At 69.7% G+C, this 23,862-nt stretch carries 25 protein-coding genes; 9 read left to right on the forward strand and 16 right to left on the reverse strand.

What is annotated here, in order from left to right:
- The first annotated feature begins 77 nt into the window (after window positions 1-77).
- Together G537_RS35940 and G537_RS44205 are read left to right on the forward strand one after the other, a co-directional pair.
- Window positions 78-1,250: a LysR family transcriptional regulator gene (locus G537_RS35940; protein WP_211230258.1), complete on the forward strand. Its 1,173-nt coding sequence runs from the start codon at window positions 78-80 to the stop codon at window positions 1,248-1,250.
- Window positions 1,247-1,480: a DUF1127 domain-containing protein gene (locus tag G537_RS44205; RefSeq protein WP_026868700.1), complete on the forward strand. Its 234-nt coding sequence runs from the start codon at window positions 1,247-1,249 to the stop codon at window positions 1,478-1,480. Before G537_RS35940 ends, G537_RS44205 begins: the two co-directional genes overlap by 4 nt.
- A gap of 105 nt (window positions 1,481-1,585) precedes the next feature.
- Here G537_RS44205 and G537_RS35945 read toward each other — a convergent pair whose 3' ends face one another.
- A complete protein-coding gene (locus G537_RS35945; RefSeq protein ID WP_245578874.1) occupies window positions 1,586-2,062 on the reverse strand; it encodes a winged helix-turn-helix transcriptional regulator in 477 nt (158 codons plus the stop codon).
- Window positions 2,063-2,203: 141 nt separating this feature from the next.
- Between G537_RS35945 and G537_RS0102030 the strand changes: the two genes are divergently transcribed.
- Window positions 2,204-2,824: an FMN-dependent NADH-azoreductase gene (locus G537_RS0102030; protein ID WP_026868701.1), complete on the forward strand. Its 621-nt coding sequence runs from the start codon at window positions 2,204-2,206 to the stop codon at window positions 2,822-2,824.
- Here G537_RS0102030 and G537_RS44210 read toward each other — a convergent pair.
- Both G537_RS44210 and G537_RS41815 read right to left on the reverse strand, forming a co-directional pair.
- Window positions 2,805-3,203 carry a hypothetical protein gene (locus tag G537_RS44210; protein WP_026868702.1) on the reverse strand — a complete coding sequence of 133 codons (399 nt, stop codon included), beginning with the start codon at window positions 3,201-3,203 and terminating at the stop codon, window positions 2,805-2,807. The two genes, G537_RS0102030 and G537_RS44210, sit on opposite strands and share 20 nt — an antisense overlap.
- Window positions 3,146-4,000 carry a protein-L-isoaspartate O-methyltransferase family protein gene (locus G537_RS41815; RefSeq protein ID WP_051247674.1) on the reverse strand — a complete coding sequence of 285 codons (855 nt, stop codon included), beginning with the start codon at window positions 3,998-4,000 and terminating at the stop codon, window positions 3,146-3,148. Before G537_RS41815 ends, G537_RS44210 begins: the two co-directional genes overlap by 58 nt.
- Window positions 4,001-4,206: 206 nt before the next feature.
- Between G537_RS41815 and G537_RS35955 the strand changes: the two genes are divergently transcribed.
- The 3 genes from G537_RS35955 to G537_RS0102055 all read left to right on the forward strand — a co-directional run bounded on the left by G537_RS35955 (window position 4,207) and on the right by G537_RS0102055 (window position 6,200).
- A complete protein-coding gene (locus G537_RS35955) occupies window positions 4,207-4,788 on the forward strand; it encodes an RNA polymerase sigma factor (RefSeq protein WP_211230259.1) in 582 nt (193 codons plus the stop codon).
- Complete coding sequence (locus G537_RS43405; RefSeq protein WP_026868704.1) at window positions 4,785-5,018, forward strand: hypothetical protein; 234 nt, start codon at window positions 4,785-4,787, stop codon at window positions 5,016-5,018. The genes G537_RS35955 and G537_RS43405 overlap by 4 nt, the downstream gene beginning before the upstream one ends.
- A 135-nt stretch (window positions 5,019-5,153) precedes the next feature.
- Window positions 5,154-6,200: an aldo/keto reductase gene (locus G537_RS0102055; protein ID WP_026868705.1), complete on the forward strand. Its 1,047-nt coding sequence runs from the start codon at window positions 5,154-5,156 to the stop codon at window positions 6,198-6,200.
- Window positions 6,201-6,344: 144 nt separating this feature from the next.
- Here the strand turns inward: G537_RS0102055 and ssuD are convergent, their stop codons facing one another.
- From ssuD to G537_RS0102070, 3 genes are all read right to left on the reverse strand, one after another.
- The gene (ssuD, locus tag G537_RS0102060) at window positions 6,345-7,508 is read right to left on the reverse strand and encodes an FMNH2-dependent alkanesulfonate monooxygenase (protein ID WP_026868706.1); all 1,164 of its coding nucleotides are present in this window, start codon (window positions 7,506-7,508) and stop codon (window positions 6,345-6,347) included.
- A gap of 28 nt (window positions 7,509-7,536) precedes the next feature.
- Window positions 7,537-8,487, reverse strand: coding sequence for an aliphatic sulfonate ABC transporter substrate-binding protein (locus G537_RS0102065; RefSeq protein WP_026868707.1), 951 nt, complete (start codon window positions 8,485-8,487; stop codon window positions 7,537-7,539).
- Between the two features lie 124 nt (window positions 8,488-8,611).
- Window positions 8,612-9,472: a LysR substrate-binding domain-containing protein gene (locus G537_RS0102070; RefSeq protein WP_026868708.1), complete on the reverse strand. Its 861-nt coding sequence runs from the start codon at window positions 9,470-9,472 to the stop codon at window positions 8,612-8,614.
- Window positions 9,473-9,573: 101 nt separating this feature from the next.
- Between G537_RS0102070 and G537_RS0102075 the strand changes: the two genes are divergently transcribed.
- On the forward strand, window positions 9,574-10,476 hold the full coding sequence (locus G537_RS0102075) for a DMT family transporter (RefSeq protein ID WP_026868709.1): 903 nt from the start codon (window positions 9,574-9,576) through the stop codon (window positions 10,474-10,476).
- Here G537_RS0102075 and G537_RS0102080 read toward each other — a convergent pair.
- Entirely contained in the window at window positions 10,473-11,774 is a 1,302-nt protein-coding gene (locus G537_RS0102080) for an aspartate aminotransferase family protein (protein WP_245578876.1), read from the reverse strand. The genes G537_RS0102075 and G537_RS0102080 overlap by 4 nt on opposite strands.
- Before the next feature lie 110 nt (window positions 11,775-11,884).
- Here G537_RS0102080 and G537_RS35960 point away from each other — a divergent pair, with 110 nt between their 5' ends.
- The gene (locus tag G537_RS35960) at window positions 11,885-12,805 is read left to right on the forward strand and encodes a LysR substrate-binding domain-containing protein (protein ID WP_051247678.1); all 921 of its coding nucleotides are present in this window, start codon (window positions 11,885-11,887) and stop codon (window positions 12,803-12,805) included.
- 172 nt (window positions 12,806-12,977) lie between these two features.
- Here G537_RS35960 and melA read toward each other — a convergent pair whose 3' ends face one another.
- The 4 genes from melA to G537_RS0102105 are packed head-to-tail and all read right to left on the reverse strand — an operon-like array spanning window position 12,978 to window position 17,555.
- On the reverse strand, window positions 12,978-14,321 hold the full coding sequence (gene melA / locus G537_RS0102090) for an alpha-glucosidase/alpha-galactosidase (RefSeq protein WP_026868711.1): 1,344 nt from the start codon (window positions 14,319-14,321) through the stop codon (window positions 12,978-12,980).
- Between the two features lie 33 nt (window positions 14,322-14,354).
- Complete coding sequence (locus tag G537_RS0102095) at window positions 14,355-15,674, reverse strand: ABC transporter substrate-binding protein (RefSeq protein WP_026868712.1); 1,320 nt, start codon at window positions 15,672-15,674, stop codon at window positions 14,355-14,357.
- A 38-nt stretch (window positions 15,675-15,712) separates the two neighbouring features.
- Window positions 15,713-16,609: a carbohydrate ABC transporter permease gene (locus G537_RS0102100; RefSeq protein ID WP_051247680.1), complete on the reverse strand. Its 897-nt coding sequence runs from the start codon at window positions 16,607-16,609 to the stop codon at window positions 15,713-15,715.
- A gap of 10 nt (window positions 16,610-16,619) precedes the next feature.
- Window positions 16,620-17,555 carry a carbohydrate ABC transporter permease gene (locus G537_RS0102105; RefSeq protein WP_026868714.1) on the reverse strand — a complete coding sequence of 312 codons (936 nt, stop codon included), beginning with the start codon at window positions 17,553-17,555 and terminating at the stop codon, window positions 16,620-16,622.
- Window positions 17,556-17,755: 200 nt separating this feature from the next.
- Here G537_RS0102105 and G537_RS0102110 point away from each other — a divergent pair, with 200 nt between their 5' ends.
- Window positions 17,756-18,802: a LacI family DNA-binding transcriptional regulator gene (locus G537_RS0102110; RefSeq protein WP_034850350.1), complete on the forward strand. Its 1,047-nt coding sequence runs from the start codon at window positions 17,756-17,758 to the stop codon at window positions 18,800-18,802.
- On the opposite strand, the gene G537_RS35965 is transcribed toward G537_RS0102110, so the two are convergent.
- The 5 genes from G537_RS35965 to G537_RS0102135 all read right to left on the reverse strand — a co-directional run bounded on the left by G537_RS35965 (window position 18,792) and on the right by G537_RS0102135 (window position 23,492).
- Window positions 18,792-19,751 carry a calcium-binding protein gene (locus tag G537_RS35965; RefSeq protein WP_051247682.1) on the reverse strand — a complete coding sequence of 320 codons (960 nt, stop codon included), beginning with the start codon at window positions 19,749-19,751 and terminating at the stop codon, window positions 18,792-18,794. The two genes, G537_RS0102110 and G537_RS35965, sit on opposite strands and share 11 nt — an antisense overlap.
- Window positions 19,752-20,117: 366 nt before the next feature.
- On the reverse strand, window positions 20,118-20,870 hold the full coding sequence (locus tag G537_RS0102120) for an SDR family NAD(P)-dependent oxidoreductase (RefSeq protein WP_026868716.1): 753 nt from the start codon (window positions 20,868-20,870) through the stop codon (window positions 20,118-20,120).
- 219 nt (window positions 20,871-21,089) lie between these two features.
- Window positions 21,090-22,007 (reverse strand): MBL fold metallo-hydrolase, encoded by a 918-nt coding sequence (locus tag G537_RS0102125; protein ID WP_026868717.1) that lies wholly within the window; start codon window positions 22,005-22,007, stop codon window positions 21,090-21,092.
- 106 nt (window positions 22,008-22,113) lie between these two features.
- Entirely contained in the window at window positions 22,114-22,554 is a 441-nt protein-coding gene (locus tag G537_RS0102130; RefSeq protein WP_051247684.1) for a hypothetical protein, read from the reverse strand.
- Between the two features lie 182 nt (window positions 22,555-22,736).
- Window positions 22,737-23,492: an SDR family oxidoreductase gene (locus G537_RS0102135; protein ID WP_026868719.1), complete on the reverse strand. Its 756-nt coding sequence runs from the start codon at window positions 23,490-23,492 to the stop codon at window positions 22,737-22,739.
- Window positions 23,493-23,862: the final 370 nt, after the last annotated feature.

The raw sequence follows: 23,862 nt of genomic DNA on the forward strand, positions 1-23,862 counted from the left end.
AGGATAGGAAGGGCCACCGACTTCACGGAAACGCATAACTATGATGCTCTGCATCATAAACCGTGATGGAGAGGCGGATGCTCGACCCGGACCTGCTGCGCGCCTTCGTCGCCGTCGCCGACCACGGCTCCTTCACCCGCGGCGCGGCGGCGCTGAACCGGACCCAGTCGGCGGTGAGCATGCAGATCCGGCGGCTGGAGGATGCCGTCGGCGCCCCGGTGCTGGACCGCAGCCGCCGCGGCCTGCGCCTGACCCCGGCCGGCGAGGTGCTGCTGGGCTATGCCCGCAGGATCCTGGCGGTCTCGGCCGAGGCGATGGGCCGGCTGCGCGACCTGCGGGTCGAGGGGACGGTGCGGCTCGGCGTGATGGAGGATTACGGCACCCGGCTGGTGCCGCCGCTGCTGGGCGGCTTCGCTGCCGCGCACCCCCGGATCCAGGTCGAGATGGTGACCGGCCTGACCGGACCGATGCTGCCGCGGCTGGGCGAGCGCTTCGACCTGGTGCTGGCGATGCATCCGGCGGGCGACGGCGGCGGCATCCTCCTGCGGCGGGAACAGGCGGTCTGGGTGGCCGGCCGGGATGCCGACGCCCTTGGAGCCGCCGCGGATCGCGCGCCCCTGCCCCTCGCCCTCTATCCGCAGGGCTGCCTGTTCCGGGCCTGGGCGATGGCCGCACTCGACGCCGCCGGCCTGCCCTGGCGCCTCGCCTTCGTCAGCCACAGCCTGGCGGCGGTGACCGCGATCGCGGCGCAGAGCCTCGCCGTCACCGTGGTCAAGGCCGGGCTGCTGCCGCCGGAGCTGCCCCCCTGGGCGAGCGCGACGGCCTGCCGCCGCTGCCGCAGGCGGATATCCGGCTGCATCGCGCCCCCGGCCTGCCGCCGGCCGGCGAGCTGCTGGCCCGGCATCTCGTCGACGGCCTGGCCGTGCCGGAGCTCGCGGCCGGGGTGGGATGGTAACCACACTTATCATAGGCCGGCCGCCCATCCGCGATGCAGCCCTCGCCCAATCGGTTTGCACTGCAGCGAGGGCCTTTGCGGCGGAATTGCGGCGGATTCTCTCCGTCAAGGCGGAAGCTGGGCAGAGACGGCGCCTAAATGTCAGGCAATGCAGGCCATGCATTGCTGCGGTGCGATAAGCAGGGGTACATGCATGGCAAAGGTAAGCGCATATATCGGGCCGTGCGATGCAACGCACACCGCGCCGCGAACACCTCGCTGGACGCGGCACGTGAAGAAGGAAATGCTGAAGTGAACCTGATCAACAAGCTTGTCGCCGCCTGGGAACGTCGTCGCGCCTATGCTGCCCTGATGCAGCTCGATGACCGCCTGCTGGCCGATATCGGCATGAACCGCGGCACCATCATGGAGCGCCTGGTCCGTGCCTCGCGCGACACCAATGCCGCCCCGGCCAACGTCGCCGTGCTGCGCCCGACCGTGGCCGCTGCCGCGAACGAAGATTCGGTCATCCGTCGCGCCGCGTGAACGGCCTGACCGGAGGCACCCGGTCCGCTTCCTCCCCCGGAGCCGGGTCGCGAAAACCCCGCCGAGCGTAAGCCGGCGGGGTTTTCTTTTGCCGATTCGTCGAGCTCAGCGGCCGCCCCGTCCGTTCGCGCCGAAATCGGACATCGCCGCCGGCCGCGGCCGGACCAGAGGAGGAATCTTCCTTGGCGGATGCGGCACCTCGGCGCCCGGCTTTTCCGCGTCGAACGCCTGCCGCGACTGCTCGATTGCGGGGTGGTGTTCGGTCGCCCAGGCGAACAGGGCCTTCAGCGGCTCGATCAGGGTGCGGCCGCGATCGGTCAGCGCGTAGTCCACCCGCGGCGGGATCGTCGGGAATACGGTGCGGGTCACCAGCCCGTCCCGCTCCAACCCCCGCAGGGTCAGCGTCAGCATCCGCTGCGAGACGCCGCCGATGGTCCGGCGCAGCTCGTTGAAGCGCATCGGCCCGTCCGACAGCAGGCCGACCACCATCACCGTCCATTTGTCGCCGACCCGGGCCAGCACGTCGCTGATCACCCGGCACTGGTCGTGCCCGTCACGCACATCGCTGTTGCTCGGTTCCAAAAATGTGCCTCCTTGCGCGGCTCTCGGTCGGTCATCAATTTAGCCCCAGTCACAAAATGTGACCACCCCCTGGTCTGATCAACCCGGGATCGCTTCGGCCGGCCCTTCTCTTCGAGCCCCGACCATGAGGACCCGTTCCCGATGAGCCGAATCCTGTTCGTCACCTCGAGCCCGCGCGGCGCCGCCTCGCTGTCGACCAAGGTCGCCACCGCGCTGGTCGACCGGCTGCAGGCGCAGTCCCCGGACGCCGTGGTTGTCCGCCGCGACCTGGCCGCGCAGCCGCTGCCGCATATCGGCGAGGATTTCCTGGCCGCCCAGGCGCTGCCCGCCGAAGCCCGAAGCCCGGCGCAGCAGGCGGCGCTGGCCCTGTCCGACACGCTGGTGCAGGAGCTGTTCGCTGCCGACATCATCGTCATCGCCTCGGCGATGATCAATTTCGGCCTCGCCTCGACGCTGAAGAGCTGGTTCGACTACCTGCTGCGCGCCGGCGTCACCTTCCGCTACGGCGAGACGGGCGCCGAAGGCCTGGTCACCGGCAAGAAGGTGTACCTGGTCCAGGCTCGCGGCGGCGTCTATTCCGAGGGCCCCTACAAGCCTTTCGACTTCCAGGAGCCCTTTCTGCGGCACCTGCTCGGCTTCATCGGCCTGACCGATGTCAAGGCGATCGCCGTCGAAGGCGTCGCCTTCGGCCCGGAGGCCGCGGAGAAGGCCGTCGCCGGCGCGCTCGACCGGGTCTCGACGATCACGGCCCGGGCGGCGTGATCCCGGCCCCGGGACCGGCCGGGGACGGCCGGTCCCGGAGGGTCGGCGCCGGTTTTCGCCGCTTCGGCCGAGGCGGCGAGGCCACGCCGGGCAGCCGCCAGACCAGCGTGCTGGCGCCGCGCGTCTCGACCCAGAGCCCCGGCCCGGGCCGCGGCGCCTCCGCGGCCCGCACCACCTCCAGCTCGAAGTCGGCTGGGCCGAGCATGCCGAGTTCGGTCCAGCAGCGATAAGCGGCATCGACCCGCCGCACAGCCGCGGCGGAGCCGTAGCCGAGCAGCATCCCGGGCCGGCAGATCGCGACCGACTTCGCCGCCGCATCGATCAGGCCGAAGGGCGAGACCGACAGCTCCTCGGTCTCCGCCGCCCCGTCGTCGAACACCGCGAAGCCGGGCTCGGTCTGGCCGAGGAACAGGCGGAAGGCATAGGCCGCGCCGCCGAAACGGGCCGGATCGCGGAGACCGAGCGAGAGCGGCCGGTGCAGCGCCGGCTTCGCGTTGATCTCCGGCCAGAACGGCAATGCATCGAGCCGCCGGCGCTCCGATCCCCGCTCCTGCCGGTGAAGCGGACGAAGCGGCCGGGGACCGCCTCCAGCGCCCGGAACCGGTCGCCCTCCCGGCGCAGAACCGAGACATGGCAGTCGCGGCCAGCGCCGCCCGCCAGTGCGATCGGCAGCAGCAGACGGCCGCCCTCGGCGACCTGGTCGAACAAGGCCGCCGGCAGGTCCCAGACCGCGGCGGTGATCATGGCCCGGTCGTAAGGCGTCCCGGCGGCGTGGCCGGCGGCGCCGTCGCCTTCGACGATGTCGACATTGCGGATCCCGAGCGCCGCCAGGTCGGCCCGGCTGCGCCGCGCGAGCTCGCCCAGGATCTCGACCCCGACCACACTCCCCTCCCCGACCAGCCGGCCCATCACCGCGGCCAGCCATCCAGAGCCGGAGCCGATCTCGAGCACCCGGTGACCGGGGTCCAGCCCCAGCCGGTGCAGCAGCCACAGCACGTAGCTGGGCTGGGAGTTGGTCGAGTCGAGCGCGGCGTCGTCGGGCCCGAGATGGGTCAGCACCCGGTCGCTGTAGACGACGGCGAGATGACGCTGCGGCTCGGCGTCGAAATCCTCGACCGGCCGGTCCCGGTCGGCGCGGAACCGATGCACGAAGCGATGGCGCGGCGCCTCCTGCACAGCCCGGCGAACCGCTCCGGCAGCCCCTCGGCCTCGCCGCGGCGGCGGAAGGCCGTATCGAGCATGCCGAGGAAGCGGGTGATGTGCTCTTCGATATCCGGTTCCATGATCCCTCCGGCTGGAGTGTCTGCCGGGAAATGCGCAGGACCCGCCCGGTCGCGGACCGGGAATATTTTTCGCGATGCCTGTCCGCACCCGGCCGCGGCATGCGCATAGTGCTGCGGATGCAGGACACCTCTCCCCTCAAGCCGCGGATCGCGATTCAGGTGGGCCGGACCGAGAAGGACGTCCGGCGCGCGCTCGCGGCGTTGTCCGAGCCGGACCTGCTGCGGCTGCAGGCGATCGCGCGGCTGCGCTGCCGCGGCCTGCCGGGACTGGACTGGCAGGAGCTGCTGCACGAAGCCGTCCTGCGCGCTCTCGACGGCTCCCGCCCCTGGCCGCGCGACGTGCCGCTGATCGCCTTCCTGGCCGGCATCATGCGCAGCCTGCGCAGCGACCATTGGCGCCGCCAACGAGGCGCGACGATGACCCTGTCGGCGCAGGCGGCGGAGGTCGCCGACCAGGCGCCCGACCCGGAACGCATCGCCGCCGCCAGCCAAGCCCTGGCGGCGATCGACCGGCTGTTCGCCGACGATCCGGCGGCGCTGGCCGTGATCCTGGGCCTGAGCCAGGGCCTGTCGGCCGAGGAGATCCGGCGGCGCACGGGCCTGTCCGAGACCGAATACGAGTCCACGCGCAAGAGGATGAGGCGGGCGCTGCTGCGCCACGGCCTCATAGGGTCGCCATGACGCACCGCCCCGACCGGGCGCTGGAACGCCTGCTGGACGCGCTGGAGGCCGAGCTCACCGCCGCCCCGGACGACGAGATCCGGCAGGCCGCCGCCGAGGCCCGACACAAGGTCTCCTACGCCGCCTGGGATGTCCGCGGCGTGATCCGGCGCGCCGAAGCGGCCGCGTCCCCAGCCGCTCCCGCCGCCCCCGTTCCACGGCCCTGGCTGCCGCCGCCGCGCTGGCATTGACAGCCGGTTCAAGGCAAAACTTCGCAGGCCTGCCCCGCGGCGACAGGCCGCCCGGCAGAGCCGGCGCAACCTGCTAGCCTGTCGCGGCACGTTACAACCGTCACCAATCCATGACCGTCACCAACGGAGAGATGCATGGAACACCGTCTGCTCGGCGGGTCCGGCCTCAAGGTCCCCGTGCTCAGCTTCGGCACCGCCACCTTCGGCGGCACCAACGAGTTCTTCCAGCGCTGGGGCAGCACCGACGTCGCCCAGGCCAGCCGCATGGTCGATCTGTGCCTGGAGGCCGGCGTCAACTTCTTCGACACCGCCGACGTCTACAGCCAGGGCGCGTCGGAGGAGATCCTGGGCCAGGCGCTGAAGGGCCGGCGCGATCGGGTGCTGATCTCGACCAAGGCCACCTTCGGGATGGGCGACGGCCCGAACGACAAGGGGTCGTCGCGCTACCACCTGATCCGGGCCTGCGAGGCCAGCCTGAAGCGGCTCGGCACCGACCATATCGACCTCTACTTCATGCACGGCTTCGACGCGCTGACGCCGGTCGAGGAGACGCTGCGCGCGCTCGACGACCTGACCCGCAGCGGCAAGATCGGCTATATCGGCGCCTCCAACTTCTCCGGCTGGCAGCTGATGAAGGCGCTGGCGACCTCGGAGAAATACGGCCTCGCCCGCTATGTCGCCTATCAGGGCTACTATTCGCTGGTCGGCCGCGACTACGAGTGGGAGTTGATGCCGCTCGGCCTCGACCAGAAGGTCGGGCTGATGGTGTGGAGCCCGCTCGGCTGGGGCCGACTGACCGGCAAGATCCGGCGCGGCCAGCCGGCCGGCCAGGGCCGCATCGCCGCCGGCGGCGCCGAAGGCGGGCCGGTGGTCGACGACGAGTATCTCTACGATGTCGTCGACGCGCTCGACCGGGTGGCGCAGGAGACCGGCAAGACCGTCCCGCAGGTGGCGCTGAACTGGCTGCTGCAGCGGCCGACCGTCGCCAACATCGTGATCGGCGCCCGCAACGAGGAGCAGCTGAGACAAAATCTCGGGGCCGTCGGCTGGAACCTGACGCCGGAGCAGGTGGCGCTGCTGGACGACGCCAGCCACCGCACGCCGGCCTATCCCTACTGGCATCAGACCGGCTTCGACGAGCGCAATCCGAAGCCGACCCGCTGGGTGAAGCGGGGGGCGTAGGCCACTCCCCTCATCGTCATTGCGAGGAGGCGAAGCCGACGAAGCAATCCAGGGGCCGGTGCGAGCCGCTCTGGATTGCTTCGCTACGCTCGCAATGACGATTTGGGGAAAGGCGAACGGCCTCCGCCTACGGCCCGTCGCCCCTCATGACACCGCGGTCAGCTTCGGCCTCCCCGCGGCGGTGCCGAACTCGCCGGGATGGGTCTCGTGCGCCCCGGCACTCTGGCCGTCGGCATCGATGCCGAGCGCCGGGAACAGCAGCTCGGCGACGTTGTAGGCCTCCTCCAGATGCGGGTAGCCGGAGGCGATGACCGTCTCGACGCCCAGCGCCTGGTATTCGCGCAGCCGCGCCGCCACGGTCTGCGGGTCGCCGACCAGAGCGGTGCCGGCGCCGCGGCGGACCAGGCCGATGCCGGCCCAGAGATTGGGGCCGACCAGCAGCCTGTCGCGCTTGCCGCCGTGCAGCGCCGTCATCCGCTGCTGGCCGACCGAATCCGAGCCCTCGGCCAGCTTCTTCTGGGCCTCGGCGATGGCCTCGTCGGAGACGTCGCGGATCAGCCGCTCGGCCACCCGCCAGGCCTCCTCCTCGGTCTCGCGGACGATCAGGTGGATGCGCAGGCCGAAGCGCAGAGTGCGGCCGCGCGCCGCCGCCCGGGCCCGCGCCGCCTCGATCTTCTCCGCCACCTGCTCCAGCGGCTCGCCCCAGGTCAGGTAGGTCTCGACCTGGTCGGCGGCGAGGTCGAGCGCCGCGTCGGAGGAGCCGCCGAACCACAGCGGCGGATGCGGCCGCTGCACCGGCGGGAAGGACAGCCTGCCGCCCTTCACCTCGAGGAAGTCGCCGTCGAAATCCACCGTCTCGCCGGCCAGAAGGCGGCGCCAGATGGTCAGGAACTCCGCCGCCTGGGCATAGCGGGCGTCGTGGTCGAGGAAGACGCCGTCTCCGGCCAGCTCCGCCGGGTCGCCGCCGACCACGACGTTGAGCAGCAGCCGGCCCTGGCTGATCCGGTCCAGCGCCGCCGCCTGGCGGGCAAAGAAGGCGGGGGTCGCCACGCCGGGGCGCAGCGCCACCAGGAAGCGCAGCCGCTCGGTCGCCGTCGCCAGCGCCGTGGCGGTGATCCAGGCATCCTCGCAGCCGCGGCCAGTGGGCAGCAGAACGCCCTTGAAGCCGAGCCGGTCGACCGCGGTCGCGATCTCGCGCAGATAGCGGAACTCCGCCGGGCGGTGCCGGTCCTGGGTGCCGAGATAGGGGCCGTCGCCGCTGGTCGGGATGAACCAGAACAGGTCGAGGGGCTTCTGCGAAGCGGACATGGGGCTGTTCCTGTCGGTTTCGGTGCGGTCAGGCGCCAGTCCAGACGATGTCGCGGATCGCGATCGGCGCCGGGATCAGGCCGAGCGCGGCGAAGCGGTCGGCGATCCGCTGCTGCTGCGCCACGATCTCTCCGGTCAGCGGACCGATCCGGAAGCCGGCGCGGTCGACCGCGCGCCGCTCCGCCGCCAGGCTGATGCCGGTATCGTCGGCGAACAGCTTCGCCACCTCGGCGCGGTGCGCCTCGGCCCAGGCGCCGACCTGGCCCAGCGCCGCGACCAGGCTGCGCAGGGTGGCGGGATGCGCCGCGGCGAAGGCCCGGCCGGCCAGGAAGAAGGAGTTCTGCGGCTCGACCCGGGCCGAGGTCGTCAGCACCCGTGCCCCCTCCTCCAGCTCGGCGATGGCGAGATAGGGGTCCCAGATCGCCCAGGCGTCGATGCTGCCGCCGGCGAAGGCGGCGCGGGCGTCGGCCGGGGCGAGATAGACAGGGATGATGTCCTGCCAGCCGAGCCCCGCCTGCTGCAGCGCCGCGACCAGGAAGTTGTGGGCGCTGGAGCCCTTGGCCACGCCGACGCGCAGCCCCTTCACATCCGCCGGGCTCTGCGCCGGCGACGCCGTCGGCACCAGCAGAGCCTGCCCGTCCCCGGCGGCCGGCTGGGCCGCGGCATAGACCAGATCGGCCTGGGCCGCCTGGGCGAAGATGGGCGGCGTGTCGCCGGTGGCGCCGAAATCGACGCTGCCGGCATTCAGCGCCTCCAGCAGCGGCGGGCCGAAGGCGAACTCGACCCATTCGACCCCGACGCCCTGCGGGTCGAAGTGCTCCTCCAGCGACCGGCGGGTCTTGGCGACCAGCAGGATGCCGTTCCTCTGATAGCCGATGCGCAGGACCTTCGGCGCGTCCTCCGCCCAGGCCCGGCCGGCGAGCGGCGCGGCCGCCGCGAGGGCGAGGCTGGTCGACAGCAGGGTGCGGCGGGACAGCATGCTCCATTCTCCCGAGAGGTCGATCCGGCGCCCGCCAGAAATCTCTCAGTCCGAACTGGAGTATGTCAACATCATTATAGTCTTGTTATGTTAATTTAGAATTAAATAACACACTTACTAAGTACTACGCCGCCTCCGGCCGAGCCTCGGCGCAGCTCTCGGCCAGCTGTTCCGCCACCAGCCGGACCGCCGGGGCGGCGCCGGGCTGCAGCATGACGGCGAGCTCGCTGGGCGGCACCGGCGGAAAGCCCTCCTCCGGGCGCAGGATGCGCAGGTCGTCGCGCACCGAGCGCTCGACCAGGATGCCGATGCCGAAGCCGCAGGCGATCGCGGCCTGCACCGCCGAGAGGTTCGAGCCGGTGAAGGCGATGCGCCAGCGCCGCCCGGCGCTCTCCAGTGCATGGATCGCCCGGGCCCGGTAGATGCAGCCCTGGGCATAGGCCACCAGCGGCACGGGGTCGCCCTCCGGCACGCCGTGGCGGCGGCTGGCGACCCAGACCAGCCGCTCGGGCCAGGCGGCGAAGGCGAGGCCGATGCCGGCGTCGCGCTTGATCACGGCGATGTCCAGCTCGCCCTGGGCGAAGGCGCGGCGCAGCTCCGGCCCCGCATCGCAGCGGACGTCGAGCCGCAGGGCCGGGCGCAGCCGGGCCAGGCCGGACAGCGCCTCCGTCAGCCGTTCGGCGGCGAAATCCTCGCCCAAGCCTACCCGCACCACGGTCATCCCGTCCGGCCGGCGCAGCGCGTCCTCGGCCTCCTCGCTCAGCGCCAGCAGGCGGCGGGCATAGCCGAGCAGCCGCTCGCCCTCCTCCGTCGGCGCCACGCCCCGCCCCTGCCGGTGCAGCAGCGGACAGCCGACCGCCTCCTTGAGCTTGCGGATCTGCTGGCTGACGGTGGACTGGGTGCGGTGCACCCGCTGGCCAGCGCGGGTAAAGCCGCCGGCATCGACCACGGAGACGAAGCTGCGCAGCAGGTCGAGGTCGAGCATGGGACCTCCTATCGGCTTTTCCACTGACCTGCATTTAACCATTGAATTTCCCAATAGTCACGCCGGCGTCTATGGTGCGGCCGATCCGAAGGAGATCCGCCATGGACGCCGTCTCGGTTCCGGCTTCCGACCGCAGCGCCCTGGTGCGCTGGGGTTTCCCCGCCCTGTTCGTGGTGCTGTGGGCCTCGGCCTTCACCGCCGGCAAGGTGGCGGTGACCTACGCCCCACCCTTCCTGCTGCTGTCGACGCGCTTCCTGCTGGCCGGTCTGGTGCTGGCGGTGCTCGCCCGGCTGTCGGGCCGCAGATGGAGCTTCGGCCGCGGCGCGGTGGCGCGCTTCGCCCTGCTCGGCATCGTCACCATGGCGGTCTATCTGGCCCTGTCCTATTTCGGGATGCAGAGCGTGACCTCCGGCTTCGCGGCGCTGATCATCAGCATGAACCCGGTGCTGACCGCGGTTCTGGCCGCGCCGCTGCTGGGCGAACGGCTGACCGGAGCCAAGCTGGCCGGGCTGGCGCTCGGCGTCGCCGGCGTTGCCATTGTGCTGCAGAGCCGCCTCAGCGGCGGCATCGAGGGTCCGGTCGGCATCGCCTTCACCTTCGGCGCGCTGATCGCGCTGTCGGCCAGCACCATCCTGTACAAGCGGATCGTGCCGTCGGGCGACCTCTGGTACGGCACCGCGATCCAGACCCTGGCCGCCGGCGTCGCGCTGCTGCCACTAGGCTTGGCGCTGGAGCCGGTCTCGGCGATCCGCTGGACGCCGGAGCTGCTGGCCGGCTTCCTCTGGCTCGCCCTCGCCGTCTCGCTGTGCAGCTATCTGCTGTGGTTCGACATGCTCGACCGGCTCGGCGCCTCGGCGGCCAGCGCGCTGCACTTCCTGGTGCCGCCGATCGGCCTGCTGCTCGGCTGGGCGGTGCTGGGCGAGCATGTGCCGCCGCTCGACCTGCTCGGCGTGGTGCCGATCGCGCTCGGCATCCGCCTGGTCACACGCCCCGCCGGCCGCTAGCTGCCGGCCATAACCCGCGCGATCGCCGCATCCAGCAGCTCGACGCCGAGGTCGATTTCAGGGTCGCTCACCGTCAGCGGCGGGGCGATGCGCATGGTGCCGCCGGAGGAGCCGGCGCGGACGATGTTGGCGGACAGGCCGAGCTCCAGCGCCGTGTCGGTCACGGCATCGGAGATCCAGGCCGCGTCGCGGCCGCCGGCATCGGCGAATTCCAGCCCCAGCAGCAGGCCGCGGCCGCGGACATCGCCGATGCAGGGGTGACGCCGCTGCAGCCCGCGCAGCCCTTCCGTCAGCCGTGCCCCGGCCGCGGCGGCCCGCGCCGCCAGCCCGTCGCGGACCACGATCTCCAGCACCTTGAGGCCGACCGCAGCGGGGAGCGGGTCGTTGACGTGGGTGGTGTAGAACAGGAAGTCGCGCGCCTCGGCCTCGGCGGCGATCGCCTCGCTGGTCATCACCGCGGCCAGCGGCAGCCCGGCGCCCAGCGTCTTCGACAGGGTCAGGATGTCCGGCACCACGCCGTCGCGCTCGAAGGCGAACATCAGCCCGGTGCGGCCGATGCCGGTCTGCGCTTCGTCCAGGATCAGCAGCATGCCGCGCGCCCGGCAATGCGCCTGCAGAGCCGCCAGATAGCCCGGCGGCAAGTCCAGCACGCCGCCACTGCTGAGGATCGGCTCGGCGATGAAGGCGGCCAGGTTGCCCGTGCACTGCCGGTCCAGCAGGGCGAAAGAATCGTCCAGCTCCTGCCGCCAGTGCACGCCGGCGAAGCGCGGGCGGTAGGCGTTCGGCGCCGGGATGCCGAACTGCCCGGGCATCAGCGGGCCGATGCCGCGCCGACCCGCCTTGTAGGTGGCCGCCGCCGCGCCGCCGGTCATGCCGTGCCAGGACTGGGTGAAACCTACGATCTCCCATTTTCCGGTGACCAGCTTGGCCAGCCGGATCGCCGCCTCGTTCGACTCGCCGCCGGTCGACAGCAGCATCACCTTCGGCAGGCCGGGCACCAGCCCGGCCAGGGCTTCGGCCAGGTCGACCACGGGCGCCGACAGCATCGACGAGAACAGGTGGTCGAGCCGCCCGACCGCGTCGCGCACCGTGGCCACGATCTCGGGCTGGGAATGGCCGAGGATGGCGCTCATCTGGCCGGAGGTGAAGTCGAGCACCCGGCGGCCGGCGGCGTCGGTCAGGAACGCGCCCTCGGCCCGCACCGGGACGAAGGGCACGAAGTCGCCGCCATAGCGCAGCAGGTGGCGGCGGGCACGGGTCCAGAAGGCGGGGTCGAGATCGGAGGAAATGGCGTCCATGGCAACTGGCCCTCCTGGTGAGGCATACGCCATCCTCCGCCCCGCCCTCCTCGGCCGCAAACGCAGAGAATTCGCTGGACTCGTGAGAGGAATTCACCATTCATCGGGCGATGAAGCGGTCCAACCTGCCGCTGCGCGCACTCGCGGCCTTCGAGGCCGCCGCCCGTCTGGAAAGCTTCCGGGCGGCGGCGGAGGAGCTGGCGCTGACCTCGTCGGCGGTGAGCCATCAGGTCCGGAGCCTGGAGGCGCGTCTCGGCGTGCGGCTGTTCGACCGGGTCGGCCGCGGCGTCGTGCTGTCGCCCGACGGGGCGGAACTGTTCGGCCGGATCCGCGACAGCTTCGACGCCCTGGCCGAGGCGGTCGAGACCGCCGCGCGGCGCGGCCGCCGCGCCCGCCGGGCGGAGGTGGTGCTGCTGCGCACCCCGCCGTCCCTGGCCGGATGCTGGCTTCTGCCCCGCCTGCCCGCCTTCCTGGCCGAACACCCGGAGATCGACATCCGCGTCCATGCCGACCTGCGGCTCGCGACCGAGAGCGGCAACCGGTCGGAAGCCGAGGGCGTGGATCTGGCGATCTGGTATAACGACCACGCGCCCGCGGCGGCCGTGCCGCTGCTGACGGAGACGGTCCAGCCGCTCTGCGCCCCGGCCCTGGCCGCCCGCGGCGATCTGCAGTCGCCGCGCGACCTGCCGGCGCTGCCGCTGATCGTCACCCGCGACAACCGCCTGTCCTGGGAGGGCTGGTTCCGGCGCCAGGGCGTCGAGCTGGACGACGGCTTCACCCGCACCGTCCAGCTCGACCCGTCGCATGTCGCGATCGAGGCGGCGGTGAAGGGCCTCGGCATGGTGCTGGAGAGCGACGTGCTGGCCGAGGACGCGCTGCGCAGCGGCCGGCTGGTCGCCCCGTTCCCCGGGCTGGGGGTGTCGTGGACCGCCTACTGGCTCGCCATCGCCCGCGGCTCGGCGGGGCGGGAGAGCGTTGAGACGGTGCGCGCCTGGCTGATGGAGAGCGCGGCGCGCACGGCCGGGGGTTAGAGGAGGCGTCAGCTATTTTCGTAACCTCTCCCGCATGGCGGGAGAGGTCGGGCTCGCGCAGCGAGACCGGGTGAGGGCTGGCTCGGGCTTCGACGAACTCCCCTCACCCGGAGCCGCTTCGCGTCTCCGACCTCTCCCGCAAGCGGGAGAGGCAATGCATTACGCTCTATGTCTACGCCACCCGCGGCAGCGGCTGCGGCTTGGCCGGCGGCCGCAGGGCCTCCGGGATCCAGTCGCCATGCGCGGCCAGCAGGTCGTCGACCAGCTTCCAGATCTGGTCGAGGTCCAGCTCAGCCGCCGTGTGCGGGTCCAGCATGGCGGCGTGGTAGATGTGGTCGCGGTTGCCGGTCAGCAGCGCCTCGACCGTCAGCGACTGGACGTTGATGTTGGTCTGCATCAGCGCCGCCAGATGCGGCGGCAGCCGGCCGATGCCGATCGGCTGCACGCCGTTGCGGTCGACCAGGCACGGCACCTCGACCGTGCAGTCCGCCGGCAGGTTGTCGATCAGCCCGTGGTTCTGCACGTTGCCGTAGATCACCGCCGGCTGGCCCGTCTCCTTCGCGTGGATGATGGTCGAGCCGTATTCGACGCTGCGCTTGATCTCCAGCGGCACGGTCGGGTCCTGCAGCTGTTCCCGCAGCGCGCCCCACTTGTCGATCTGGCGCTCGCAGCGGGTGATGTACTCGTCGAGCGGGATGTTGAAGCGGTCGACGATCTCCTCGCGCCCGCGCTTGATGTACCAGGGCACGTATTCGCTGAAATGCTCGCTGGATTCGGTGACGAAGTAGCCGAGCCGCAGGAACATGTCATAGCGGACACGGTTCCACTCCGGCACCCGCCCTTCCTCCACCACCTTGCGGATCAGCGGCGTCAGGTCCTGCCCGTCGCGCTCGAACTTCAGGTAGAAGGCCATGTGGTTGATGCCACCGCAGAGATAGCTGATCTCCTCGACCGGCACGCCGATGTCCTCGGCGATCTCCGCCGCGGTGCCCTGCACGCTGTGGCACAGGCCGACGGTCCTGATCTTCGTCGCCCGGTTCAGCGCCCAGCAGTTCATCGCCATCGGGTTGGCGTATTGCAGATGGGTCACGTCGGGACACAGCCGCTCCATGTCCCGGGCATAGTCCAGCAATACCGGCACGGTGCGCAGCGCCCGCATGATGCCGCCGATGCCGAGCGTGTCGGCGATGGTCTGGCGCAGCCCGTAGGTCTTCGGCACCTCGAAGTCGGTCACGGTGCAGGGCTTGTAGCCGCCGACCTGGATCATGGTGATGGCGTAGTCGGCGCCGTCGAGCGCGCGGCTGCGGTCCAGCGTCGCCTCGATCGTGGCCGGCGCCTTCAGCGTCTCGGCGATGCGCCGGGCCACGATCTCTGAGGTTGCGAGCCGTTCCGGGTCGATGTCGAACAGGGTGATGCGGGCATCCGCCAGCTCCGGATAGGACAGGATGTCGCCGATCAGGTTCTTGGCGAAGACCGTGCTGCCGGCGCCGATGAAGGTGATCTTGGGAGAGCTCATGGTCGGGTTCCGGTTGGCGGATGGTTGAGGGCGCTATTCGAACAATGCGTTGACCTGGTCGTTCGCCTCCTTGAGCAGCGGCGCGACCGGCACGTCCTCGAGGAAGATCCGGTCGAAGGCCACGTTCATGGTCGACACGACCTGCGGCGAATAGTCGGTGATCGGGTAGAGGAAGGTCTGGTCCGGCGTCGCCTCGCTGGTGAAGGCGGTGACGTCCTGGCCACGGGCGGCGAAGGCGTCCTGCGCCATCTTCGCCGCCTCCGGGATCGCCGGGAAGACGACGCCCGCCTTGCCGATGATGCCCTGACACTCCATCGATCCCAGGAACTTGACCCATTCCCAGGCCTCGTCCGGATGCTGGGTGCCGGTCCAGATCGAATCCCCCAGGCCGTTGAACATGCTCTTGCGGCCCTGCGGCCCCTTCGGCAGCGGCACGAAGCCGTAGGGGAAGGACACGTTCTGGGCATACCAAGTCGCGTTCCACGACCCGTCGGGGACGATCGCGCCCTTGCCGGCGCCGAGCAGCGCGGTGCCGCCGAGGCCGCCGACATCCTTCTGCGGCAGGGCGTAGCCCTTCTTCAGCCACAGGTCGCGCAGCCAGGTCAGGGTCTCGGCCAGCACCGGGTCGTCGTAGTAATACCTGGTGCTCCAGGGCCCGTCGGTGAACTTGAAGCCGGCGGACACCGCCAGCCAGCTCCATTGCGTCTGGCCATAGGCGTCGGGCCCGATCTTGGGGGCGATCAGCCCGTACTGCACCACGCGCTTCGGGTCGAAGCCGGGCTCGTCGCCGCGCTTGCCGTCGGCGTCGAGCGACAGCCGGGCCAGGATCTTCTCGAAGCTGCCGCCGTCCTTCGGGTTCCAGGTGGCCTGGCGCAGCTCCTCGACCGTCACCCCGGCCTTGTCCAGCATCGCCTTGTTGTAGACGAGGGCGACCGTATCCCAGTCCTTGGGCATGCCGTAAAGCTTGCCGTCGCGGGTCCAGAGGTCGACCAGCCCCGGGCTGTAGATGTCGGTGTCGACCTTGTCGCGCTCGACCAGCGGCGTCAGGTCCATGATCTGCTCGTTGGCGACGAATTCGGGGTAGGAGCGCAGATGGTCGGCAAAGACGTCCGGCGCCTCGCCCGAGACGAAGCCGGTCGACAGCGTGGTCCAGTAGTCGGTCCAGGCGTACTGCGTCACCTTGACGGTGATGTCGGGATGCTTGGCGTGGAAGGCGTCGGCGCATTGCTGGTAGTGCGGCGCCTGCAGCGCGTCCCACAGCCAGTAGTTCAGCGTGGTCTCGGCCCGGGCGGCGCCGGTCGCAGCCAGGGCCGCCACGGACAGCAGCAGGGTCTTCGGCAGACTCACACGCATCTCAAGCCTCCTCCGATCTCGTTTGTGGACGCCGCGGGTCACTTCAGCCCGCTGAACTGCAGGGATTCGACGACGCGCCGGCCGAACAGCACGAGCAGGGCGATCACCGGCACGATCGACAGCACGGTGGCGGCCGTCATCCCGGTCCAGTCCGGGTTGCCACTCTGCTGCTGCGACTTGAAGGCGGACAGCGCCACCGAGATGACCCGGACCTCGGCATCGCGCCCGACCAGGAACGGCCAGAAGAAGTCGTTCCAGGCGTTGATCGACAGCAGGATCGCCAGCGTCGCGATGGCGCTCTTGTGCACCGGCAGCACCACGCTCCAGAACGTCCGGAACGGCGTGGCGCCGTCGATCCGCGCCGCCTCCTCCAGCTCGCGCGGGGTCGACAGGAAGAACTGGCGCAGGAAGAACACGGCGAAGGGCGACATCAGCAGGGTCGGCGCCACCATGCCCTGGAAGGTGTTCAGCCAGCCCAGCTGCCGGATCAGCACGAAGTTCGGGATGAACAGCACGATCGCCGGGATCATGGTGGCGGCGATGAACAGGTAGAAGATCACCGACGACCCGACGAAGCGGATGCGGGCGAAGGCATAGGCGGCCAGCGCCGAGAAGAAGATCTGCCCGCCCACCGTCAGCAGCGTGAAGATCAGGCTGTTGCGCAGCGCCAGGGCGAAGTTGATCGGCGTCGACGGAGTCGCGGGATTGATCGGCGCCAGCCCCAGCACGCGGCGGACATTGTCGAGGGTGACGTCGACCGGCACCAGCAGCGTCGCCTGATCGAACAGGGTCGAGCTCGGCACCAGCGCCGTCTTCAGCGTGATCCAGAGCGGGAACAGCGAGCACACGATGAACGCGCCCAGCACTGCCCAGGCGAAGATGCGGCCGAAGGACAGGCGCTGAAGGGAGGCGTGCGGCAGGGCGATCGCGGTCATGGCGCGTCCCTCACTCGAGATCCGAGCTGCCGGCGCGCAGCGCCCGCATCTGCAGCAGGGTGACCAGGATCAGCACCGCGAACAGCGCCACCGACATCGCCGAGGCGTAGCCCATCTTCGAGAAGCGGAAGGCGCTTTCGTAGACGTACCAGATGATCGCGCTGGTCGAGTTCGCCGGCCCGCCCTGGGTGGTGACGGCGATGGTGTCGAACACCTGGAACGACCCGATCACGCTGGTCACCAGCACGAAGACCAGCACCGGTCGCAGCAGCGGCAGGGTGATGCGCCGGAACACCGTCCATTCCCCCGCCCCTTCCAGCCGTGCCGCCTCGTACAGTGAGCGCGGGATCGCCTGCAGCCCGGCGTAGAACAGCAGCGCCGTCAGCCCGACATGGCGCCAGATGTTGATCCCGGCGATCGACATGATGGCGAGGTCCGGCGTCGCCAGGAAGGATTGTCGCGGCACCCCGATCATCCCGAGGAAGGCGTTAGTCATGCCAAGCAGCGGGTCCAAGAGCCACAGCCAGATCAGCGCGGCGATGACGTTGGACAGGAGATAGGGCGCGATCACCGCCGCCCGCACCGCCACCGACCGGCTGAGCCGGTCCATCAGCACGGCGAGGGCGAGGCCCAGCACCGTCTGCAGCGGGATGTTGTAGAGGACGTAGGCGACGGTGATGCGCACCGATTGCCAGAAGCGCGGGTCGTCGGCCAGCTTCAGGTAGTTGTCGAAGCCGACGAATTTCGGCGCCCGCATCAGGTTCCAGTCGGTCAGGCTGATCTCGATCGCCCGCAGCGTCGGGAAGAGATAGAAGATGCCGAAGCCGACCAGCGCCGGCAGGATGAACAGCCAGCCGGTCACGTTGCGCTGCAGCGCCGCCCGCAGCTTCGGGCGGGACCGCAGCCAGCCGGCGGCGGCCGGCCTGCTCCATTCCGCTGCCACCATCCTCGACACTCCTCCCCGGACCGGGCCTCGACATCCTGTGGAAACGAGGCTTCTGTCGACGAATGACACGTGTCACTATCGTTACTAACACGTGTTAGTCATAGTCAATCGAGATCCGGCCGGCTTGTCAAGCACCGACCGGCATGGCACAGGGGACGAGGCGTTCCCGATCGGCCGGGCGCCACGTGAAGCGGATGGATATGGAACGACGCAGGATCACCAGCCACGATGTCGCCCGCCGGGCCGGGGTGTCGCGCGCCACCGTCTCGATGGTGCTGAACCGGTCGGAGGCGGTGGCAATCAGCGCCGAGACCCGGCAGCGCGTGCTGGAGGCCGCGGCGGCGCTGGGCTACCGGCCGAACTCGGCGGCCCGCATGCTGGTGCGCGGCGACACCGAGACCATCGGCCTGGTGGTCACCGACCCGCAGGTGCTGACCGTCGACGGCTTCGTGCCGCAGCTGCTCTACGGCATCAGCCAGGCCACGAGCGAGAGCGGCTACCGCATCCTGCTGGAGGGGGTGGAGCCCGGCGCCGGCCCGCACGCCTATGCCGAGCTTGTCGAGGGCCGCCGGATCGACGGGCTGATCGTGCTGAACCCGCCGACCGCGGCGCCGCAGATCCATGCGCTGATCGACCAGGGCTTCCCGCTGGTGCTGCTGGGATCGGTCCGCCATCCGCGGGAGCATGCGGTCAATTTCTCCACCCGCCGCGCCATCCGCCGTGCGGTCGACCATCTGGTCGGGCTCGGCCACGGCGCCATCGCCCATATCGGCTTCTCGCCGCCCGGCTTCGTCGCCACCGACGCACGGCTGAACGCCTACCGCGAATCCCTGCGCGCCCATGACATCGAGCCGGACGACCGGCTGGTCGCCTATGGCGCCTTCAGCGCCGAGAGCGGCCACCGGGCGATGCGCGAGCTGCTGGACCGCGCCGGCGCGCGACCGACCGCCCTGCTCGCCGGCAACGACACCATCGCCCTCGGCGCGATGGCTGCGCTGGCCGATGCCGGGCTGTCGGTGCCGGACGACATCGCCGTGGTCGGCTTCGACGACCTGCCCTTCGCCGCCCTGCTGCGCCCGGCCCTGACCACGGTGCGCAACCCGGGCATCGAGCAGGGCCGCCAGGCGGCGCAGCTGCTGATCCGCCTCCTGAAGGGCGAGACGCCGGAGCAGCGCCGCGTCGTGCTGCCGACCGAGCTGGTGGTCCGCGATTCCTGCGGCGCCCGGCGGCGGGAGGTCAGAGGATGAAGTCCGCTGCGGTCAGCTCCGTCAGGTCCAGGGCCTTGACCGCGAGATCGGCGACCCGGTCGCCATCGGCATCCGCCGAGACCAGAAGGTCGGCCCCCTGGACCTCGTAGCGCAGTTCGCCGGCCGCGCCGCTGAAGGCCGCGGTGCCGACGAAGGTGAAGGCCTGGTTGCCGGCCGTCGTCAGATCGGCGTCGATGCGCGAGAGGTCGATCGTGTCGCGGAAGGTGAAGTCGAGGATGGTGTCTTCCTGGCCCGGCAGGCTCTCCACCAGCCGGTCGATCCGGATGATGTCCGCTCCCGGGCCGCTCGAAAGTCCGTCGGCGCCGAGCCCTCCGACCAGGACGTCGTCGCCGGCACTTCCCTCCAGGCGATCCGTGCCGCCACGGCCGGAGAGAAGGTCGTCTCCGCTCCAGCCTTGCAGAAGATTTCCTCCGCCCGTCCCGACCAGGATGTCGTGCCCGCCGGTGCCGCTCGCATCCTCGAAGTTCAGCACGGGCGTCTCGTAGAACACATCCGGCTGATCCTTGGGCCCGATCAGAGCGGTCCCGTTCTCCAGATGGACGAAGACGCCCCGGCCGAAGAAAGAGACCTCGTCCTTGCCATCGCCGCCATCCAGCACATTGCCCGGCCCCAGCCCGAGAATGCCGAGGGAGACGGAATCGTCCCCGGCCCCTCCGGTGAACATCAGATGCCCGATCCTCGCCTCATCCCACAGGCTTACATGCTCCGATCCGGGCCCTCCATGGATCGTGTCTCCGCCGTCACCGAGTTGAATGCTGACATTCCCCGTATTCCCCGGATCCACCTCGATCAGATCCGATCCCGTGTAGGCCTCGACGTAATTCCAATAGTCGTTGGCGGGCACGACAAGATGATCGTCGCCGTCGGTTCCGTAGATGTTGAGGTAATCCCAATCGCCAGAGGCGGCCGTTCCATGGATCTCGGTCATCTCGCACCCCCATGATTGACATCCGCTCAGGCAACATTACATGCGAGAGACCGAGTGTAAATATTTGCATTTTAAATAACTTACAGAATAATATTTGCCAATCAAGATAATACGAAACTGGCCGATCATGGTGAAGAACAGCCCGGCCGATCGAACAGGCAGCCAGGCCGCAGGCCGAGGTCAGCATGCGGTCGCCGTCAGGCGCAGGTCGGCCACCTCCCTGACCGGCTTCTCGGGCGAGCTCCCGCCGGCCGCCGCAGCGAGGACACCGTTGTTGCGAGCGGTTCCCCGAGGCAGCCGTTAGCGCCGAGCGATCAATAGCGCGGGGTAAGGCCCAATAGTCGCTGCCGGGCTTTCGCAATGCAGTTATGCGAGCCCCAAGCCGCCATCGACGGCGATGACCTGCCCCGTCACCCATTCCGACGCCGGGTCGGCCAGCGCCACGATCCAGCGCGCCACGTCGTCCGGCTTGCCGCGCCGCCTGAGGGGGATTGCCTCGCGCTCCTGCGCCTCGACGGCCGCGGCCTGCTCCGCCGAAAGCCCCATCATGCCGGTCAGGGCGCCGGACTCGGTCGGCCCCGCCGCCACGGCGTTGACGCGCACGCCCTGCTGAGCCAACTCCAGCGCCCAGCAGCGGGTCAAATGCTCCAGCGCCGCCTTGCTGGCGGCGTAGTGCGACAGCCCCGCCGCCGCCTTGTGGCCGTAGGTGCTGGAGACGTTGACGATGGCGCCCTTCGCAGCGGCCAGATGGGGCAAGGCGGCCGTGGCGAGCAGGCTCGCCCCGACCACGTTGACTGCAAAGATGCTCTCGACCCTGTCAGCCGTGGCCTCGGCCAGGGGAAGGATGGCGCCCGCCCCGGCATTGTTGACCAGCACATCGAAGCGTCCATAGGCTTCGACGGCATGCGCGACCGTCCGCGCCGCGTCCTGCGGCGCGGCGGCGTCGGCCACGACCGCGGAGATGCCGGGGTGATCGCTGGCGGCTTCCTCGAGGGCCGCCGCACGGCGGCCGGTGATGATGACCTTCGCTCCCGCCTCGGCGAAGCGCCGCGCCGCGGCCCGGCCGATGCCGGAGCTGCCGCCAGTGACGATGACGACTCTGTCTTTCAACGTGGACATGATGTTCCTGGTGCTGGGCTGAATCCTGTCGTTGCCGGAGCGGGTCACGCCGACGGCTGTCGAAAGCGCGATGAGTTCCGCGTCGGAGAACTCACGGCACGCCACCTCGTAGACGTCGTCCGGCGCGTGACCCTTCGTGATCCGGGCTTCCCGTCCAGGCCAAGGCAGCTCGCTCGCGCGGGTGCAGAGGCCGGATGGAGGCACCGACCCGACAAGCGGTCAGTAGTCCCAGAAGGCCGGCACCCAACGGAAGGCGTCGCCAGCAGCCGCCACCCGGCCGACGGACGGGAACGGCAGGTGGGTGGCCACCAGCAGCTCGCCGGTCCCCGCCAGCTCCTGCAACAGGCGGGTCCGGACGCGGGCCGCCTCCTCGGGGTCATGCTCGAAGCCGTTGTACCACTCGGGGTGGTCGAACCCGACCGCGAATACGAGGTCCCCGGCGAAGGTCAGCCGGTCGCCGCCGGACGCCACGCGGACCACGCTGTGCCCGGGGGTGTGGCCGCCGGTGCGATGGGCGACCACCCCCGGCGCCACCTCACGCTCCTCCTCGAACGTCCGCAGATGGCTGCCATACTCCTTCATGAACCGCTTGGCGGCCGACCGAAGCGCGTCCGGGAACCCCGGCGGCATGGAGACGTGGGAGAAATCGGGCGCCTCCCAGAACTCGACCTCGGCGGCCGCCACATGGATCCGCAGGTCCGGGCGCAGCCGGTCCTTCACCCCGTCGACGAGCAGCCCGCCGACATGGTCCATGTGCATATGGGTCAGCACCAGATCGGTCACGGAGGCGAGATCGATACCGGCGGCCTCCAGCCGCTTGATCAGCTGCCCGGCCCGCGGCAGGTGCAGGTCCGGGTCGAACCCGAGCCCGGCGTCGACCAGTATGGTCTGATCGCCGCTGCGCACCACGACCACGTTCAGCGCCCAATCGAACGCGTCCGGCGGCAGGAACATGTCCTTCAGCCAGGCCGCCCGGACGGCCGGGTCGACGTTGTGCGCCAACATCGCGGTCGGCAGCGGCAGCACCCCATCGCTGACCACCAGCACGTCAATCTCGCCGATCCGCAGCGCGTAGCGCGACGGAACCAACTCTTCGGGCCCCGATCGACCGGGGTGCGAGATGCTGTCCGGGCTCATGTCTGTCTCCTGCTGACCGCCCCTTTCCTGATGTATTTCATTCTTTTGGGCGAGGTCGCTCATATGCTTTGTCATGGTCGTTCTCCTATTGATTGAGTCTGGAATCTCAGGCGAAAGCCGCTCTTCCGGCGCGAGAGCGACGGATCGCCCAGAGGGTGAGCGCGATGCCGATGAGCGCGGGCAGGGTGACGGCGGGAAAATCGCGCGGGATGACGGAGGGCGCGCAGATGCCGACGGCGACCTCACACAGGTGGAACAGGGCGTGCGCGATCAGCCACAGCGTTGCGGCGGCCCAGAGGCCGATGCGGCGCTCGGGTCGCAGCAGGCCAATGATGAACGCGACGCCGAGGAACAGCTGAATGATGCCGATATCCCGGACGAAATGCTGATTGAAGAAGCCGGTATCGGTCACCCCAGGCACCAGCTCGTACCACGTCAGGGGCGCGACGAGCATGAAGATCCCGTTGGCGGAGAGGAACAGGCCGTTGAAGGCGACCATGATGAGCACGGCGGCCAGCACCGCGCGGTTGTCTTCGATGGTCCTCATGATCTTGCTTCCTTTCGCGGTGAGGTTGCCCAGTGGGGCGGCCCCTCGCAGACTCGCCCGGCGGCAAGGCGCCGAGCGCCTCGAAGGTGAGCTGGTCAGCTCACAGGCGATGCCTCGCCGGCAGGCGCGCGCTGTGCAGATCGATCATCGTCTCGCTCCTCGCCCCGAAGCCGCCGTGCAGCCTATCGCTGCGATGATGTCCGACTGAGCCAGTCGTCGAAGCGTGTCGCGCCGATGCGCGGGTTGTCGCCGGGCGTAAGCGACTGATCGTTCACCGCGATGCCGAAATAGCCCGCCTTGGCATCCGCGATCACCGTGCGCGGATCATGCGTCGCGCTCAGGAACCGACCCACGAGTTCGTCTATGGGCGCGCGCTCCGGGCCTGCGATCTCGATCGTACCGTTCACTGGGGCATCGAGCGCGACGTCGGTCACCGCGTCGGCGACGTCATCGGCCGCGATGGGCTGGAACAGGACAGGCGACAGATGAGCCGTTTGCCCGACCGTGCCCGATTGGGCGATCCCGGCCATGAACTCGAAGAATTGCGTCGCGCGGACGATCGTGTAGGGAATCCTCGAGGCCTTGATCAGGTCTTCCTGGGCCAACTTCGCGCGGAAGTAGCCCATCTCAAGAAGGCGTTCGGTCCCGACCACCGAGAGCGCAACATGATGCGTCGCTCCGGCGGCGGCCTCTGCCGCCAGGAGGTTTCGGCCCGAGGTCTCGAAGAAGTCGATCGCGGCCTTCTCCTCGAACGAAGGCGAGTTCGCCAGGTCGACGACGACCCTCGCCCCATCAAGGGCTTCGGCCAGTCCCTCGCCGGTCACGGTGTTGACGCCCGAGCTGAGCGATGCCGCAACAACCTCGTGGCCCTTCTGACGAAGCCGGCTCACGACCTTCGATCCGATGAGGCCGCTGCCTCCGATAACTGTGATCTTCACTGGGATCTCCATTGATGACGAGCAGGTTTCGGCGTTGAGCGGCCAGCCGCGCGAGAAGGTTACGACCGGGCTCTCGCTCAGTCCTCGTAGTAGATTTCCGCGCCATCCTTGGTCGCGATCATGCTCATTGTCGGACTTCCTTCTCCGGCGCGCGGTTTATTGGAGTGGCAGGAGAATTTTCGGCCCTAAATTCGATCCGGCCACATCCATCGCCATCGATGAGCGGAAGATGCGTGAAACCCGCCACGAAGACTTCGCGGCGACCTTGAATTGCCGTTGCGTCTGGCTTGGATTTTTGTCCAAGAGCCAATGCCGCGACCGTGCTATCAATGGCCTTTTCCGCGTTGCCGTCGGCCGCTCGGTCGGCTCG

It is taken from the genome of Inquilinus limosus DSM 16000, assembly GCF_000423185.1.
In the GTDB taxonomy this organism is placed as follows: domain Bacteria; phylum Pseudomonadota; class Alphaproteobacteria; order DSM-16000; family Inquilinaceae; genus Inquilinus; species Inquilinus limosus.